The 16,975-nt window shown below is 69.5% G+C and carries 13 protein-coding genes; 5 read left to right on the top strand and 8 right to left on the bottom strand.

Annotated features, from left to right (window positions below; translation table 11 throughout):
* Positions 1-30: 30 nt before the first annotated feature.
* Genes AC0685_RS36005 through AC0685_RS36015 form a run of 3 tightly spaced genes read left to right on the top strand, consistent with a single transcriptional unit; the run spans position 31 to position 3,187 of the window.
* Positions 31-720 carry an ABC transporter ATP-binding protein gene (locus AC0685_RS36005; RefSeq protein WP_478229558.1) on the top strand — a complete coding sequence of 230 codons (690 nt, stop codon included), beginning with the start codon at positions 31-33 and terminating at the stop codon, positions 718-720.
* Positions 717-2,612: a YhgE/Pip family protein gene (locus AC0685_RS36010; RefSeq protein ID WP_478229559.1), complete on the top strand. Its 1,896-nt coding sequence runs from the start codon at positions 717-719 to the stop codon at positions 2,610-2,612. Before AC0685_RS36005 ends, AC0685_RS36010 begins: the two co-directional genes overlap by 4 nt.
* Positions 2,609-3,187 carry a TetR/AcrR family transcriptional regulator gene (locus AC0685_RS36015; RefSeq protein ID WP_478229560.1) on the top strand — a complete coding sequence of 193 codons (579 nt, stop codon included), beginning with the start codon at positions 2,609-2,611 and terminating at the stop codon, positions 3,185-3,187. Before AC0685_RS36010 ends, AC0685_RS36015 begins: the two co-directional genes overlap by 4 nt.
* A gap of 121 nt (positions 3,188-3,308) precedes the next feature.
* Here AC0685_RS36015 and AC0685_RS36020 read toward each other — a convergent pair whose 3' ends face one another.
* From AC0685_RS36020 to polA, 7 genes are all read right to left on the bottom strand, one after another.
* Complete coding sequence (locus tag AC0685_RS36020; RefSeq protein WP_478229561.1) at positions 3,309-3,635, bottom strand: CU044_2847 family protein; 327 nt, start codon at positions 3,633-3,635, stop codon at positions 3,309-3,311.
* 9 nt (positions 3,636-3,644) lie between these two features.
* Positions 3,645-4,934 carry an ABC transporter substrate-binding protein gene (locus tag AC0685_RS36025; protein WP_478229562.1) on the bottom strand — a complete coding sequence of 430 codons (1,290 nt, stop codon included), beginning with the start codon at positions 4,932-4,934 and terminating at the stop codon, positions 3,645-3,647.
* Positions 4,931-6,019, bottom strand: a complete 1,089-nt coding sequence (locus AC0685_RS36030; RefSeq protein WP_478229563.1) for a hypothetical protein — start codon at positions 6,017-6,019, stop codon at positions 4,931-4,933. The genes AC0685_RS36025 and AC0685_RS36030 overlap by 4 nt, the downstream gene beginning before the upstream one ends.
* The gene (locus AC0685_RS36035) at positions 6,016-7,431 is read right to left on the bottom strand and encodes a VWA domain-containing protein (protein ID WP_478229564.1); all 1,416 of its coding nucleotides are present in this window, start codon (positions 7,429-7,431) and stop codon (positions 6,016-6,018) included. The genes AC0685_RS36030 and AC0685_RS36035 overlap by 4 nt, the downstream gene beginning before the upstream one ends.
* Before the next feature lie 10 nt (positions 7,432-7,441).
* A complete protein-coding gene (locus AC0685_RS36040) occupies positions 7,442-9,685 on the bottom strand; it encodes a serine/threonine-protein kinase (protein ID WP_478229565.1) in 2,244 nt (747 codons plus the stop codon).
* Positions 9,682-11,286, bottom strand: a complete 1,605-nt coding sequence (locus tag AC0685_RS36045; RefSeq protein WP_478229566.1) for a S1 family peptidase — start codon at positions 11,284-11,286, stop codon at positions 9,682-9,684. Before AC0685_RS36045 ends, AC0685_RS36040 begins: the two co-directional genes overlap by 4 nt.
* A 64-nt stretch (positions 11,287-11,350) precedes the next feature.
* A complete protein-coding gene (polA, locus tag AC0685_RS36050) occupies positions 11,351-14,092 on the bottom strand; it encodes a DNA polymerase I (RefSeq protein WP_478229567.1) in 2,742 nt (913 codons plus the stop codon).
* Between the two features lie 222 nt (positions 14,093-14,314).
* Between polA and AC0685_RS36055 the strand changes: the two genes are divergently transcribed.
* Positions 14,315-14,743 carry a PaaI family thioesterase gene (locus AC0685_RS36055; protein WP_125682237.1) on the top strand — a complete coding sequence of 143 codons (429 nt, stop codon included), beginning with the start codon at positions 14,315-14,317 and terminating at the stop codon, positions 14,741-14,743.
* A gap of 234 nt (positions 14,744-14,977) precedes the next feature.
* A complete protein-coding gene (locus AC0685_RS36060) occupies positions 14,978-15,937 on the top strand; it encodes a LysR family transcriptional regulator (RefSeq protein ID WP_478229568.1) in 960 nt (319 codons plus the stop codon).
* A gap of 131 nt (positions 15,938-16,068) precedes the next feature.
* On the opposite strand, the gene AC0685_RS36065 is transcribed toward AC0685_RS36060, so the two are convergent.
* Entirely contained in the window at positions 16,069-16,887 is an 819-nt protein-coding gene (locus tag AC0685_RS36065) for an alpha/beta hydrolase family protein (protein ID WP_478229569.1), read from the bottom strand.
* Between the last annotated feature and the right edge of the window lie 88 nt (positions 16,888-16,975).

The raw sequence follows: 16,975 nt of genomic DNA on the forward strand, positions 1-16,975 counted from the left end.
TTCCGCGAGTCACCGATCTGGGAGTTCTTCGTGCGGGTTCAAGCCGACAGGGTGTCCGTGACCGGACCCCACGGCACGTTGCTGTCGCCTACTTCGCTCACCGTTTCGGGCGGTGAGCTGGCGATCGTGCACGGCGAGCCGGGGGTCGGTGTCACCGCCTTCGGGCTGGCGCTGGCAGGCAGACTGAAGCCCGCCACCGGGACGGTGACCGTCGAGGGCGGCGACCCGCACCAGGTCGTGGCGATCGTCGACTCCCCCGGCGTGAGCGAGCCGGACGGCGCGTTGTCGCTGCAGGTCGTCGTCGGGGAGGAACTCGAACTGGCGAAGCGACCGGCGAACAAGGCCGCCGTCGCGGACTGGCTGGCCGAGCACGACGCCGCCGCCTTCGCCACCACACGCTTCGAGAATCTCGAACCGGTGATGCGCACTCGGCTGCTCACCGCGCTCGCCGCGGACCGCAAGGGGGTCGGCGTCCTCGTGCTCGACACCCCGGACCGGCACACCAGCGACGTCGGCAGCTGGGCGAAGCTCGCCCGCGAGCACGCCGAGCGCGGCCTCGCCGTCATCGTGCTGACCGCCACCACCCCGGTTTCGGCCCTGCCGGAGAAACCCGCCCTCTGCGGCGCCCTCGACCAGCCCGACCCCGTGCGCTGCGCGCCCGTCGAGCCCGAGCCCGCCGAAACCGCGGAGATCGAAAAGACTTCAGGAGACCAGGAATGAATCCCGTCCGGATCGCCGCCAACGAGCTGCGCCGGCTGAGCAGCGGCACCCTGCCGAAGCTCGCCATGGCCGCGCTCGTCCTGGTGCCGCTGCTCTACGCGTCCTTCTACCTCTACGCGAACTACGACCCGTACTCGCGTCTGGACAAGCTGCCCGCCGCCGTCTTCACCGCCGACACCGGCGCGAAGGACTCGGCCGGCGCGGAACGCAACGTCGGCCGCGAGGTCACCGACGAACTGGTCAAGTCCGGCACGTTCCAGTGGCACGAGGTGTCCCCGGAGGAGGCGGCGAAGGGCGTCCGCGACGACAAGTACTCGTTCGCCATCGGCATTCCGCGCGACTTCTCCGCCGCGCTGCTGTCCTCCGGCAACTTCCAGCCCCAGCAGGCGACGATCACGCTGACCACCAACGACGCGAACAACTATCTGTCCGGGACCATCGCGAAACAGGTGGCCGAACAGGTCCGCAAGACGATCGCGGAGAAGGTCGGCAGCGAGGCCGCGGACAAGTTCCTGGTCGGGTTCTCCACGATCTACGGCAAGATCCAGGAAGCCTCGACGGGCGCTTCCCAGCTCGCCGACGGTGCGGGCAAACTCAAGACGGGACAGCAGCAACTGGCGGACGGCGCCTCCCAGCTCGCCTCCGGCAGCTCCCAGCTGGCGACCGGGCTCGGCACCCTGAAATCCAGTACCGCCCAGCTCCCCGCGCAGACGCAGAAACTCGCCGACGGCGCCGGTCAGGTCGCCGACGGGAACCAGAAGGTCGCCGACGCCGCCTCGCTCGCGGCGACGGCGTCCGGCGACATCCAGGCCAAACTCGACGGTTACCGCACTCAGCTCGCGCAGGACCTGCGCGACGCCGGCGTCCCCGAGACGAAGGTCCAGGAGATCCTGAGCCGCCTCGACACCCTCCGTTCGCCGGTCGACCAGGCGAACACGAAGATCCAGGGCGCGAACAGCCAGCTGATCCAGCTCGCGTCCGGCGCCCGGCAGGTGTCCGACGGCGCGCACCAGCTGGCGTCCGCCACACCGCAGCTCACCAGCGGCATCGCGCAGGCGGCCGACGCCTCCGCGCAGATCCGTGACGGCGCCGCGAAACTGAACGACGGCGAGAAGTCCGCGGTCACCGGCACGAACCAGCTCGCCGACGGCGCGGTGCAGCTGCGCGACGGGCTCGCCGCCGGGCTCAAGGAGATCCCGAACCCGGACGACCCCACCCGCGCGGCGACCGCCAACACCATCGCAGACCCGGTGGCGGTCAACTCCTCCGGTGTCGCCTCGGCCGGGACCTACGGCGCGGGTCTCGCCCCGTTCTTCATCTCGCTCGCGACCTGGATCGGCGCGTTCGTGCTGTTCCTGTTGCTGCGCCCGCTCTCGACCCGCGCGCTGACCGCCGGCGCGTCGCCGTTCAAGGTCGCGCTCGGCGGCTGGCTGTCCTCCGCGCTGCTCGGGATCGCGCAGGTGATCGTGCTGTTCGGCGCGGTGACCTGGCTGGTCGGCATCGACGTCGCACATCCGCTCGGCGCGGTCGGGTTCGCGGTGCTGGTGTCGCTGACCTTCACGTCGGTGGTGCACGCGCTCAACGCGTTCTTCGGCGCCGTCGGGAAGTTCCTCGGCCTGGTCCTGCTGGTGCTCCAGCTGGTGAGCGCCGGTGGCACGTTCCCGTGGCAGACCATCCCGGACGCGTTGTACCCGTTGCACATCGTGCTGCCGATGGGTTACGCGATCGACGGGTTCCGGCACCTGCTCTACAGTGGCGCCTCGATGGAGATCCTCGGTGACATCGGTGTCCTTCTCGCCTATCTCGTCGGCGGGATCCTGGTCTCGACGCTGGCTGCGCGGAAACGGCGCACCTGGACGGTTTCGGCGCTGAAACCCGAGCTGGCGTTGTGAGTCCCCGGGGTGAGGCGACGAAGCAGAAGCTGTTCGAGGCGACGCTGCGGCTGTCGGCCAGCCGCGGCCTCGTCGGGCTGACAGTGGACGACATCGCGGCCGAGGCGAAGGTCGCGAAGGGCACCGTCTACTACAACTTCGGCAGCAAGGACGGCCTTGTCGACGCACTGCTGCGCTACGGCGTCGGCGTGCTCGCGGACCGGCTGCGCGCGGCGACCGGCGACGGCGACCCGATGGACGTGATCGAGTCGCAAGTGGACGGTGCGCTGGAGTTCATCGCCGAATACCCCGGTTTCTCGCAGATCCTGGTGAGCGAGATGTGGCGTACGCCCGGCACCTGGCACGAGACGCTGACGTTGCTGCGCGAGGAGATCATCTCGATCGTGCGCGAACAGCTCCACCGGCTGGACGCCGCCGGGCGGCTGCCCGACGGCGTCCAGATCCAGACGGCCGCGGCCGGGTTGTTCGGCACGATGCTGGTGGTCGCCCTCGACTGGCAGGTGTTCCAGCCGAAGCGGACGCGGGACGACGTGCGGGAATCGGTGATGGTGCTGATCCGGGGCCTCGGCCGCTAGACCGGATCTCGCGTGCTTGAGACCGGATCTCGCGTGCTTGAAGCCGGATCTCGCGGTGCGGAGCGTGTTCCGGCTTCAAGCACGTGTGTTCCGGCTTCAAGCACGCGAGTGCGGGCTCCGATCACGCGTCTTCGGTCTCCCGGGCCCACTTCAGCTTGACCTCGAAGTTTCCCTCCAGTCCCGTTTTCGCGATGACCGCGCCCGCCTGCGCGGTCAGCTTGACGCCGAACTTGAGCTCGACCTCGTCCGGCCCCCTGGTCATCGACCGGAAGGTGTCCAGTGCCGCCACGGCCGCGTCCTTGACGTTCGCGAGCGCCGCTTCGAAGGACCCCTTGGCGTCCTCGACCAGGTCGTCACGCCGGGAGACCCGGGAGGTGCCGGGGACCGGGTCGATCTCGACGACCACCGAACCGCCGCCTTCGAGGGGGAACCGCGCCAGGTCGTTCACCGATGCTCCTCACTGTCCACAATGGATTTTCAACCATTCGCCGGGCTGGATGCTCTCCCGGACGTCGTCGAGTTGCCTCAGCAGGATGTCCAGGCGGTCCCGGTTGCTCAGGTACTCCAGGACGGCACGGTGGAACGCGCCGGTCATCGTCGCGGGCATCAGGTCCGACGCGTCGAAGCACAGCGCGGACGCCGTGGTGATCGTGTCCGCGACCTTCCGGCTCACCTGGTCCGGATAGACGTCGAGGCCGAGCTTCCGGTTGGCGGAGAAGGCGTTCGCGCGGGGAATCGAAGGCCAGATCCGCTGCGCCTTCTCCGAAGCGAGGAATTCCATCAGCTTCCGCGCCTGGGGCGTGTCCTGGAACATCCCGGCGAGGTCGGCGGCGACCTCGGAGACGTCCCGCCCCGGAAAGGTGAGGAAGTCGAAATCGGTACCCGGCTTGGGAAACGTCCCGCCGGGCCGCGGGAAGTTCTGGTACCGGCTCATGATGAACGACGCCTGGTGTTCGAGCGCGCAGCCCGGCGGGTCGGTGAACATCGGCTTGCCCGCGTCGCCGAAATCGGTCAGCAGCGCTGCCGCGGTACCGCCGCGGATCGCGCTGGGCTCGATCAGGGAACCCCAGTCCAGCCAGGCCTGTTTGACCTCCGGCGACCTCCATTCGAGGCCGCCGGACGCCCACTGCCGATACTTGCCGGGGCCCGCCGAGTGCAGCAGGATGTCCTCGATCCAGTCGGTTCCCGGCCAGCCCGAGGCGGGCGGGGCGCCCATCCCGACGCACCAGGGCGTACCGCCGGCGGCCGCCAGCCCGGCGGAGTACTCGCGGAGCCCGGCGAACGTCGTGGGACGGATCCCGGTCATCCGCGCGGGGTTGTACCAGATCAGGCTCTTGAGGTCGGCCTTCACGGCGACCGCGTACAACTTCTCGGTGCCGATCTGCTGCAGCATGACCCATTGCGGGCTGAAGGATCGTGTCACGGCGGCGGAGAGGTCTTCGTCGAGCGGCAGCAGGTCACCCGACTTCTGGTACTTCGCGAGCACCCCGGCGTTGGGCAGGACGGCCACGTCCGGCGGCGTGCCACGCTGGACGTCCGAAGCGAGCACCTGGTCGACGGCCCGCGTGCCCTCGTAGAGGTAGTCGATCCCGATGTCGGCCTTGAAAGCGTCCAGCACCTGACGGAACGCCTTCTCCTCCTCCCCGGTCCAGGACGCGAGGACGACGACCGGCCCGTCCTCCGCCGACGCCGTACAGCCGCCCGCGACGAGCGTCAGCGCCATCACCACGGCCAGCAGGCGTTTCACGGGCGGTACCGGTATTCGTCGATCCTGGCGTGCAGGCCGAGCAGGACGAGCCCGCCCGCGAGCAGGGTGCCGGCCGGGATCAGGAATTCCCGCCCGCCGGATTCGGCCGCGGCGGAGGCGTCGGCCGCCACCGCCCTCGCGCCCGCCGTGGCCACCCGCGTGTTGTCGGTCGCCGGTGCGGTGGCCTGCCGTACCCGCTCCCGGAACCCGTCGACGGTCACACCGCATCCCTGCTCCTCGTCGCAGTACCCGGCCAGCAGCTCGGCGAGCCGTCGCTGGCCGTCGTCGTCGGCCGCCTGGAGCTGCGCGGCCCGCGCGGCGGCGACGCCGTCGAGCCGCTCTCCGACCGAGTCCAGCCTGCCCCGGCTGATCAAGGTGAACACCAGGGCCACCCCGATGGCGGCGATCAGCACGGTCGCCGCGAGCAGCGGGACGTTCGCCACGCGGCGAAACCGTTTCCTCAGGTACAGCTGGGTGAAGACCAGCAGCACCAGGAGGGCGAGCACTGGCAGAAGCCACAGCGGGAGCATCGCGAGACTCATCCCGGTGGACGCCAGTTGCCGGTTCAGCGCCTCGCGTTGCCTGCCCTGCAACGCTTCCAGCTCCTCCAGGACACCGCCAGGAGCGTGCAGCAGCCGTGAGGCGTGCCAGAGGTCGACCGCGCCCAGTACGGCGGCGTCCGGCTGGCGGAAGTGCACGTCGGCTTGTCCGATGGAGCCCGAGTAGGCCGCGACCTGGCTTTCGATCACCTGAAGCGCGTTACCGCCTTCCTCACCCGCCTGGTTGAACTCCGCGACCCTAGCGAGACTTTGGCTCGCCAGCGCCAGCTGATTCGAGTACTCCTGCCCCGGTCCGGCGAGTCTCGCCTCGCCGGAGGCGAAACTCGCGATCGCCGCGGCGTCGGCGGCCACCAGCGCGGCCCGGGCGGCGGTCACTTCGAGTACCGCGTGCGCGGTGCGGTCGCGGACGGTCTCCGCCGTGTTCTGGACGTTCTGGAACGCCCACAGCGACACCACCAGTACCGCGAGGGTGAGCGCCAGCAGGGCGGTCCGGAGCCGGACCAGCCGCACCCGGGTGGCCGTCACGAAACCGCCTCGCCGAACGGTCTTCCGCAGCCGACGCAGAAGTTCGCCCCGGCGGGCGAAAGCGCGGGGCAGGCGGCACAGGTGAGCGGTGCTCCTTCGGGCATCGGCCGATCTTCCTGTGGAAGAGCGATTTCCGAAACCCTCGACGGGATGACGACGTGCAACGCGTGACTGCGTGTCGCGTCCGGCCGCAGGCGCACGAGCCCTTTCTCGGCGTCGACGATCTCCACAACTCCCGAGAGACGGCTCAGCGTCTCTTCGTCGCCCGCGGCGGTGGCCAAGGCGACCGCCCGGCCCCAAGCCTGCTCGGCCCCGGCGCGGTCTCCTGCCGCGTAGGCGTCGCCGCCGGAGATCAGCGCCTCACCGAGATCGGCCTGCGCGGCGTATTTCGAAACCATCGGGTGAATCAGCGTCGGCGGGATCGGATCGTGGGTCCACCTCCCCGCGATGGCCAGCGCGTCCTCCTCGACCGTGGCTCCCGGCACGGGGACGAGTTCCGTCCACGCCAGCTGACGATCCTGCCCATGGCTGGGTTCGAGGTCCGGATCGAGATCCAGGATCAGCTGGTAGTCCCGCGTCTCGTCGCTCGCGAACGAACCGAGCGACAGCTCCTGCTCGCGGACGGCGGCCTCCTGGCACCGGTCGGTGAGGTCGTATTCGTCGGGGAACACCTGCTTGACCGACCGCAGCCTGCTGAACGGCATGGTGCCGATGCGCAGCCGGACCTCGGGCAACACCTTCGTCATCGCGCTCTCGACCAGCTGCCGGAAATCTTCGGCGAGCTTGTCGTCCTCGACGACCGAGTCGACGTTCCCGCGCAACACCCGGCCGATCTGGGTGAGTTCGGCGGGCTCCCAGCCGTCGCCGATCCCCCTGGCGTCGCAGACGAACCGGCCCTCGCAGCTGTTCAGCACGCTCATCAGGTCGGCCCTGGTCTGCGAATCGTTGCGGCCGTCGGTGAGCAGGATCGCGTGGCGGACGGCGCCGGGCACGAGGTCGAAGAGGTCGCGTGCCTTGGCGAGCCAGGCGCCCATCGCGGTGCCGCCGACGGCCGCGAGGTGCTCGACGGCGGCGCGTGCCTCCGCGCGGGTCGCCGCGGACGCGGTCACCAGGCCGTCCTCGGCCGGGTAGATCATCTTCGCGCGATCGGTGCCCTGGATGACGGCGAACCGCACGCCGTCGGGCAGGACGTCGATGGCCGCCGCTGCCGCCCGCCGGGCTTCGCCGATCTTGGTGCTGGGGAAGCGCATCGAACTGGAGCAGTCGATCATCAGGACTTCGGCGGCCGTCGTGGTCACGGCCGCCCCACCGCCGCGGGAGACGACCCGGACGATCGCGGTCATCGCCCGGTCCCCCTCGGCCAGGAACTTGTTCTGGTGCACCTCGAGGCCCAGACTCGGTTCCCCGCTCATCAGTCCCCTTTCACACCAGCGTCACCGGTCTCACGGAATTGGCGAGATCGATCAGCACGTCGTGCGCTTCCGGCGTCGGCGCGTGGTGGGCGAGCCGCCGGTACGCCTTGTCCAGCACCGTGCGAGCGCCCATTTCGCCTGCGCGCAGGATCTCGCCGTCGGTGATCCCGTCCTGCCCGAGGAGCACGGCGGCCAGTCCCGTCTCACGCACGGCCGTCACCAGCCTGTCGAGGGAGTCGCCGTCGAGATCCAGAGCGGTCAGGCGGACCACGGCGTCGTCGAGTTCGGCCGACGCCGGAAGGTCACCCGTGCCCGGCATCGGCACGGACAGCACCCGCACCCCGGCGATCCGCGCCGCCTCGTCGTAACGCGAGAATTCCGGGACCTGGTCGAGGATCTCGACGGCGGCGGCGCGGTTGCCGCGCAGCAGCCGGACCCGCGCGAGCCCGAACGCCGCGCTGACCTGCGACCGGTCCCGCACCCACAGCGCGTCGTAGTACCGCTCGGCGGCGACCGCGCCGTTGAGATGCTCCTCGCAGAGCCCCAGCGCGAGTTTCGGCGGCTCCTCGCCGGGGATGTCGCGGTACACGGCGGTGAACTTCTCCTTCGCCGCGGCGAAGTCGCCCGCGCCGAGCGCGAGCAGGCCCCGATGCCACGCCACACGCCAGTCATGGGCGGCGCGTTCGCCGAGCAGCCGTTCGGCCTCCGCCACCGCCAGCACGGCTTCGACGGTCGCCCCGAGTTCCAGCCGTGCCCGGCACCGGCGGAACTCGACCTCGACCGAACCCGGCACCTTGTCGAGCTTCTTCAGCAGCCGCGCGGCGTCGGGCGCGCGGACGGCGCGGAGGAAGTTCGCCTGTGGGTCGTCCGGATCCTCGCGCGGCACCGGGAGACCGACGGCGATCTCCGCGGCGGACGGGCGTGCGCCGAGCGAGACGGGTGTCCCCCGCGTCCAGTGCTCCAGCGGCGGCGCCTGGCCGAGTCCCGCGTCGAGCAGGACCGCCCCTTCGGTGAACAACGTCGAGGTGGCGGGCCTGGATTGCTTGTCCCGCAAGGAAAGGATCTCACCGAGCACACCGTCGAGCTGGACCAGCATCTCGCGCGCGGTCGCGAACCGTTGTTCGAACGGGGCGGTCGCCCGGTCGAGGACTCGGAGGAACGATTCGATGCCGAACCGGACACCGCGCGCGTCGGTGGTGACCGACCAGCCGTCGCTGGCCTGGAAGAGCTCCCGCAGCGTCACGCCGACGGTGTGGATGTCGGACCGGACGGTGAGCCCGTGTTCCGCCCGTTCCCGCAGCGAGACCTGATAGTGCTCGGTGCCGACGATCGGGCTTTCGTCGTCGGTGATCTTGCGGATGGCGCCGAAATCGATGAGCTTGATCCGCTTCTCGCCGTGGATCACGTTGTCCGGCTTCATGTCGCAGTACAGCAGGCCCTCGCCGTGCAGGTAGTCGAGCGCGGTCAGGATCTCGCGCCCGTACGCCACGACGTGCTCGACGAGCAGCCGCCCTTCACTGGAGTCCAGCCCGGCCCGGCCGCGGTTCTTGACCTCCCGCAGGGAAAGCCCGTCGACGAACTCCATGACGATGTAGCGGAGGTCCTCGTGTTCGACCACGTCGAGGATCCGGACGACGTTCGGATGGTCCAGCGCGGTGAGCACCTGGCTTTCGGTCTCCGCGATCCGGACGGCCGCGGTGTTGTTCGTGTTGATCAGGCCCTTGAGCGCGACGTACCGGTCGCCGAGACCGGAATCCGTCGCCAGGTAGACGAATCCGAGCCCACCGCGCGCGACGCAGCCCAGCACGTGGTACCGGCCGTCGACCACGTCGCCGGCCGCGAGCTTGGGTGCGAAGGAGAACGACGTTCGGCAGACCGGGCAGAACCCTTCGGCAGGCGCGGGTCCGCCGCCGACCGAGCGGCCGACCGGAGTGGCCGTGCATCCGTGCTTGCCGCAGAACCGTTCCTCTTCCGGGACATGCGGTTCGGTGAGCAGGCGGCCCGCGACGTCCGGGAGTTCGACGACCGGCAGCGGGACCCGGTCGTCCGCGCTCGCGTGGCCCGCGATCTGCTGGGAACGGGTGACCACCGTGCTGGTGATCCTGGTGGGCGCCTCGCCGGGGCCAGGGATCACCAGGGTCGGTTTCTCCCGCGGCGCGGGCTCTTCCGGTGTCCCGGGCGGCAATCCGCAGATCTTGCAGAACCCGGTCTTGCCGAGCACACCCGGGCAGCCGTCGTGTCCGCAGGCCGTCATCCGTCGATCCGTTTCCGTACGGTGTCCGCGTACCGCTCGACGGCCGCCGCCGCGGCCGCGAGGTCGCACGGTCCTTCGAAGAGCATCCGCCAGGCGGGTGCGTAGGCGGCATCCAGTTCGACGTCTTCGACGAGGCCGCTGTTACGAGCCATCTCCCCGTACGCGTCGAGCCGGGCGCGCAGTTCCGCGCGCCGCGCGAGGTTCTCGTCGAGGAGACGACGAAGGTCGCGGGCGCGCTCGACCGTCTTGGCCACGGCTCGCTCGCAGACCGGAAGCTGCCGTTTCACCCACTCGGTTTCGCCGTCCTTCTCCGCCGAACGCAGTTGTGTCAACGCGCCTCTCAGCCGTCGCGTCTTGGGATGGACGTGTGGGGCGTCGGAGAAGCGGGGCGCGTCGCTCAGATTCTCCTTCTCCAGGCTGTCGAGTTCACCCAACCGGGTTTCCAGCAGGGCGAGGCGGCCCTCGGTGTCGTCCTCGCCGGCGGGCAGGACGTCCGTGCTCGACCGGACCACGTTCACCCCCGGCGACGTCTCCTCGCGGAACGCCAGCGCGAGCCGCAGCCCGAGTTCGTGCGCGCGCTGGGCCAGCGGCACGAGCACCTCGCCGACGAGCGCGTCGGGCTCGGCCGCTTCGTCGATTCCGGAGACGACGACGGTGCGGGCGGACCCGTGACGGCCGGCGGGCGAATCCGCGGCGACGTCGAGCCGGTCGGAGATCCGGCGGCGGACCTCGTCGGCGGTTTTGCCGACGGCGTCGACGGCGAGCACGACACTGCCCAGCGGCGGCACCGTCGGCCCGGTCACGCTCCGGCCCGCGCCGCGTTCGCGGTCGGCGAGGACGACGGCGCGCCGCAGCGAGGCGGCGACGGCGGAATCGTGCTCGCCCATGATGATCACCCGGACGTCCGCCCGGCCGTGCCCGCCGAGCCACCGGGCGAATTCGCGGGCGAACAGCGGATCGATCGCGGGCGGTTCCGGGTTCTGCACGAAGCTGGGGTCGATCGCGGGGCTGCCTTCGGCCCAGCGGCGCAGGGCAGGCAGGTACCCGAGCATGGTCTCGACCGGGATCATCCACGAGACCCGGGCGGCCTCGGTCGCGTATCGGGTGGCGACCATGCCGACGACGTGGCCGGTCTTCTCGGCGATCACCGCGGAACCGCTGAAGCCGTGGGTGATCGGCTCGGCGTCCGGAGTGCGGTGCAACTGGACGCGCTCAAGCCCGTGACCGCCGTCGCCGACGACGGTCGCCAACGACCACATGCCGTCCGAACCGCGCGGGAAGCCGTACGCGCGGACTCGCTGGCCGTCTTCGAGAGCCGTCCGGTGGAGCGGGGCGCCGGAGATCTGTTCCTCGGGGTCGCGCAACCGGAGCAACGCGATGTCCCCGCCGTCGTCACCGATGGGCGCCGCCTGCGCGAGGATCGTGGCGATTCCTGGCTCCACGCCGGGAAGCGCCACGAAATCCACGGCGACGTCGTCGTGGCCTTCGATCACATGAGCGCAGGTGAGGAGGTGTTCGCCGTCGAGCATGGTCCCGGCGCCCAGGATCCGCCCACGGTGATCGCGCAGCCGCACCCGCCAGCGTCTGCGCTCGGAAGTCACGCGAAAGACCCTACCGATCGTGAGTGGTAATGACGGTTCTAACCGTCATTACCACTCACGAGGCCTAATGCGCGGCGTCGTTCCAGGACCGGCCGTATCCGACCGAGACCTCCAGCGGGACCGCCAGTTCGTAGGCGGAGCCCATTCCCTGGCGCACCAACGATTCGAGCTGCTCGCGCTCGCCACCGGCGACCTCGAGGACGAGTTCGTCGTGGACCTGCAGCAGCACGCGGCTCTTCAGCTTCGCCTCGGTCAGCGCCTTGTGCACGTTGAGCATGGCGACCTTGATGATGTCCGCCGCGCTGCCCTGGATGGGGGCGTTGAGCGCCATCCGCTCGGCCATTTCGCGGCGTTGCCGGTTGTCGCTGTTGAGGTCCGGCAGATAACGGCGGCGGCCGAAGATGGTCTCGGTGTAACCAACCTTCGCCGCGTCGCCCACGACCGAATGGAGGTAGTCGCGCACGCCGCCGAAACGGGAGAAGTACGCCTCCATCTGTTCCTTGGCCTCTTCGGTCGAGATCCGCAGCTGCTGCGAAAGCCCGTACGCCGAAAGCCCGTACGCCAGGCCGTACGACATCGCCTTCACCCGGAAGCGCAGTTCCGGCGTGATCTCCTCCGGCGGCAGCGAGAACGCGCGCGACGCCACGAAAGTGTGCAGATCCTCGCCGCTGTTGAAGGCCTGGATCAGCCCTTCGTCCTGCGAGAGGTGCGCCATGATCCGCATTTCGATCTGGCTGTAGTCCGCCGTCATCAGCTCGGCGTACCCGTCGCCGACGACGAAGGCGTCGCGGATGCGGCGGCCTTCCTCGGTGCGGATCGGGATGTTCTGCAGGTTCGGGTCGACCGACGAGAGCCGTCCGGTGGCGGCGATCGTCTGCAGCAGCGTCGTGTGGATGCGGCCGTCGTCGGCGACCGACTTGATCAGGCCCTCGACCGTGGTGCGCAGCCTGGTCGCGTCCCGGTGCTCCAGCAGATGCTGCAGGAACGGGTGCTCGGTCTTCTCGAACAGGCTCTGCAGCGCCTCGGCGTCGGTGGTGTAGCCGGTCTTCGTGCGTTTGGTCTTCGGCATGCCGAGTTCGTCGAACAGGATGACCTGCAGCTGCTTCGGCGAACCGAGGTTGACCTGCTTGCCGATTACCGCGTACGCCTCCTCCGCGGCCTGTGTCACCCGGCCGAGGTAGTGCGCTTCCAGATCGGTCAGATGCTCGATGTCGACCGCGATACCCGCCGCTTCGAGGCCGGTGATCACCTGCAGCAGCGGCAGTTCGAGCTCGGCGAGCAGCTGCGCGCCGCCCAGTTCTTCGAGCTCCTTGGTCAGCGCGCCCGCGAGCTCCGCGACCGCGCGGGCCTTGACCAGCTCGGCCTGGATCTCCTTCTGCTCCATGTCCTCGGCGCCACCGTCGAGCAGCGAAAGCTGCCCGTCCCCGGTGTCGGCCTCGGACCGCAGCTCACGGTGCAGGTACCGCAGGGCCAGGTCGTCGAGCTCGAAGGTGCGCTGGCCAGGGCGGACCAGGTACGCCGCGAGCGCGGTGTCCATGACGAGCCCGGCGAACGTCCAGCCGCGCGCGCGGACGGCGTGCAGCGGGACCTTGAGCTCGTGGCCGATCTTCTTGATCTTCTCATCGGCGAGCCAGGCCGTGAGCGCCTTGTCGTCCTCGGCGTCCATCGCGGTGACGTCGACATACGCGCCCTCACCGTCCGCGGCCGCGAACGTGATGGCCTTCAGGTCGGAGCGGACCGAGGCCCCGGTGGTGCGGAACGCCAGGCCGACCGGCTGGTCCTGGCCGGTGTGCGCGGAGAGCCATTCCGTGAGCGCGCCCGGCGCGAGCTTCGAACCGCTGACCTCGAAACCCTCTTCGGCCTCGGGCTCGGCACTCTGCAGGGTGGCGAAGAGCCGGTCCCGCAGGACGCGGAACTCGAGCTCGTCGAACAGCGCGTGGACGGCCTCGCGGTCCCACGGGCGCAGCTCGAGCATGGTCGGGCCGAGCTCCAGCTCGACGTCGCGGATCAGCTCGGTGAGCTGGCGGTTCAGCATGACCGCGCCGAGGTGCTCGCGCAGCGCGTCGCCGACCTTGCCCTTGACCTCGTCGACCCGGTCGACCAGCTCGTTGAACGACCCGAACTGCCTGATCCACTTCGCGGCCGTCTTCTCACCGACGCCAGGGATGCTGGGCAGGTTGTCCGAGGGGTCGCCACGCAGCGCGGCGAAGTCCGGGTACTGCGCCGGGGTGAGGCCGTACTTCTCCTCGACCGCCTCCGGGGTGAACCGGGTCATCTCCGACACGCCGCGCTTCGGGTACAGCACGGTGACCTGGTCGGTCACCAACTGGAGCGCGTCACGGTCGCCCGTACAGATGAGGACGTCGAAACCTTCGGCGGTCGCCTGTGTCGTGAGCGTGGCGATGATGTCGTCGGCTTCGTAGTTCTCCTTGGTCAGCGCCGGGATGCCGAGGACCTTCAGCACGTCCTCGACCAGCCCGACCTGCCCCTTGAACTCGTCCGGGGTGGTGCTGCGGTTGGCCTTGTACTCCGCGTACGTCTCCGACCGGAACGTCTTGCGGGACAGGTCGAACGCCACCGCGAGGTGGGTCGGCGCCTCGTCGCGCAGCAGGTTGATGAGCATCGAGGTGAACCCGAATACCGCGTTCGTCGTCTGCCCGGTCTTCGTCTTGAAGTTCTCCGCGGGCAGCGCGAAGAACGCGCGATACGCCATCGAATGGCCGTCGATCAGCAGCAGTTTGGGCCGCTCGGCCTGTGCGGTGGCGGGTGTGGCGTTGGCAACGGTCGTGTTCTCACTCGGGCTCACGAGAGCGAGTCTAGGGTGAGGGTCCGACAGTCCTACCTGTCGTGTCTGTTGCGGGCTGTCGGCGGCGCTGATCGGCCCCCTCGACACAGGAACCCGCCAGGCCGGAGCCCCCGCGATCGGGGCGGCAGGGCGTCCGTGGGGCAGGACGTGAGAATAATTCGATAACGTGCGCCCTGGCGACGCGATCGTGGTCGCGGGTTCACGAATGTTAAGGAGCTCTGCGTGACCGAACAAGCCCTCGAATCCTTCGCCGGGATCGACCCGGCCTTCGCCGGACAGCAGCTCAACGACAAGCTCGGGCTCGAGATCAGCGAATTCGGTCCCGAACGCGTCGTGGGCAGCATCCCGGTAGAGGGCAACCTCCAGCCCTACGGCCTCCTCCACGGCGGCGCGAACGCCGTCGTCGCCGAGGCGCTCGGTTCGATGGTCTGCGCGCTCAACGCCGGCACCGACAAGGCGACGATGGGGCTCGAACTCTCGTGCACGCACCACCGGGCGGTCCGGTCCGGGCGGGTGACCGGTGTCGCGACGCCGGTGCACGTCGGGCGCGGGACCGTGACCGCCGAGATCGTGCTGACCGACGACCAGGGGCGCCGGTCGTGCACGGCGCGGCTGACGTGCGTGGTGCGGGAGCGGCCGCCGGGCATGTGAGCTCGTCCGGCTCTCGAAGTGTCATGAAAGGGTCGTTCAGGACGTCATTCGTCCCGAACGACCCTTTCATGACATAGGCGACTGCCACGGATACGCTCACTCCGGAAGTCCGTGAAGGCCTCCTTCACTACCTTGAGGGTAGGCAAGGAGGCCCTCACTACTGCCCCTACTGCCCGAGACTTCGGGGTACGCGCCTGAAGTACGCGAAGGGGGCATTCACGTACCTTCAGGGACGTGGATCTCGACACAGCCCAAGTGCGCGCGTTCGTCGCCACCGCCGACCACGGCCATTTCGGTCGCGCGGCAGAATCCCTGTTCCTCACCCAGCAGGCGCTGTCGAAGCGCGTCCGGAAGCTCGAGGACGCCCTTTCGGTCCAGCTCTTCCGGCGCACCAACCGATCCGTCGAGCTGACCGCCGACGGCGACCGGTTCCTCCCGCACGCGCGCGAGCTGATCCGCGCGGCCGACGCCGCCGTCGCGGTGATGGGCCTGCAGGACCGCCCGCCCCGCCTCGACGTCATCGATCCACGTCTCTCCCCCATGTACATGCTGCGCCGTATCGCCCAGCGAGACCCGGCACTGGCGGTCGAGCGCGTCGCCGGACGCGGACTGGCCAACGCCCTCGACCCCCTGGTCCGCGGCGAGATCGATCTCGCGTTCGGCCGCGTCGCGGACCTCGGCCGCGAAGTGCCCGCGGAACTCGAGCACCGGCTTGTCCGGCTGGAGCCGTTGGTCGCCCTTCTCGCACCGGAACACCCACTCGCGGGCAACGATGTCCTGAAACTGTCCGATCTCCGGAGTGAAGGCATCTGGATTCCGCAATTGGGCGGCCCGGTCGAATGGCTTTCTTATTTGCAACGCCTATGCAAAGAATTCGACGTCCCGATCGACGACTCCGGCGTCAGTTACGACCTCAGACACACACTGGAACAGACTCGCTACGGGAAGCAGCGGGTCACGCTCGCCGGCGCCGACATGGACCTCGCCTCCGACCTCAATCTGCGCGTTCTGCCGTTCGAGCCCTCGCCGCTGTTCCCGTGGTCGGTGGTGTGGCGGCGCGGCGAAGGCCCGGCCCTGCGGCGCCTGCTGGCGCTCGCCGGCCGGACCAGCCACGAAGAAGGTTGGTGCACCTACGATCCCGCGCGGTCTTGGCTGCCGGACGACGATCTCAGACAGTTAGGCGCTGCCCGGTGAGTCCGGTCGCGGGCTTCGCGCCCAGGCGACCCCTGACGGCACGGGCGGATGCGCCCGAGTACAACCCGGCACGAGGCCGATCCGCCCCCACCGCCAGGAACCACCTTGATCACGAAGCCCATCGAACAGACTCACCGGACAACGCCTAGGTGCCGGGCGAACCAGCGCGTGAGCTCGGCGTCGACCAGCTTCGCGTGGTCCGTCTGCGGAGCGGGCTCGAGCCCGGGCGCCTCGGCGAATTCGTGCGCCATCCCCGGGATGGTGACGAGCTCGGATCGCCGCTCCCCCAACGCCTTGTGCAGGGCCTCGGCCGGTTCGGTGATCGAAACGTCGTCCTCCTCGCCGATGACGAGCAGGACCGGCGCGGTCAGTTCGTCGGCCCGCCGCACGTAGTCGTACTCGTTCGCGACCGCGCGGGACCGGTCCGACCAGTGATAGGTGACGTCGTAGACCCGTTCGTTCGCCGCGATCACCGGCGCCAGCTGAGTCACCGGGTTCACCAGCGCGGCAGCCGCCACCGGGATCTCCGGGTGGGTCAGCATCTGCAACGCGACCGCGCCGCCCTGCGAACCGCCGACCAGCCCGACCGGTCCGTCCTCAATGGACAGGCGGGAGCGCAGTTCCGCCACCGCGGCCGGGAACTCCGCCTCGACCTGCCTGGTGAGCGGTTCGACGACGTTGAGCACGTTGTCCTCGCTCGCGAGCCGGAAGAAGCCCTCGAAACCGCCATCGGGGAACCGTTTACCGGTCAGCGGCAACCCGAGGTGCACCCGCCACGCGTGCAGGTCCCGCATCGGCAGCGCCGCCGCCATGGCCGCCTCGCTGAACGGCGCGCCCAGCAGATGCCACGTCAGCACCAGCGGCGCCGGACGTTTCCCGTCCGACGGCGGCACCGCCACGAACGGGACTCCCGCGGCAACGCCTTCGATCGTTTCGACACTCATCGTCATGTTCTCCCAGGTCCTCGTTTCCGGCTCTGGAGACAGCTAATCGCGAGGTCAGGGCCGAGATCCAACAGCCGTTCGGACCGCGACGACA

The sequence above is a fragment of the Amycolatopsis sp. NPDC043889 genome (assembly GCF_056435645.1).

Excerpts from the sequence above, each read along its gene's own strand:
- AC0685_RS36010 (WP_478229559.1), top strand. The coding sequence starts at position 717 with ATGAATCCCGTCCGGATCGCCGCCAACGAGCTGCGCCGGCTGAGCAGC.
- AC0685_RS36035 (WP_478229564.1), bottom strand. The coding sequence starts at position 7,431 with ATGAGCGGGGAACCGAGTCTGGGCCTCGAGGTGCACCAGAACAAGTTC.
- AC0685_RS36040 (WP_478229565.1), bottom strand. The coding sequence starts at position 9,685 with ATGACGGCCTGCGGACACGACGGCTGCCCGGGTGTGCTCGGCAAGACC.
- AC0685_RS36065 (WP_478229569.1), bottom strand. The coding sequence starts at position 16,887 with ATGACGATGAGTGTCGAAACGATCGAAGGCGTTGCCGCGGGAGTCCCG.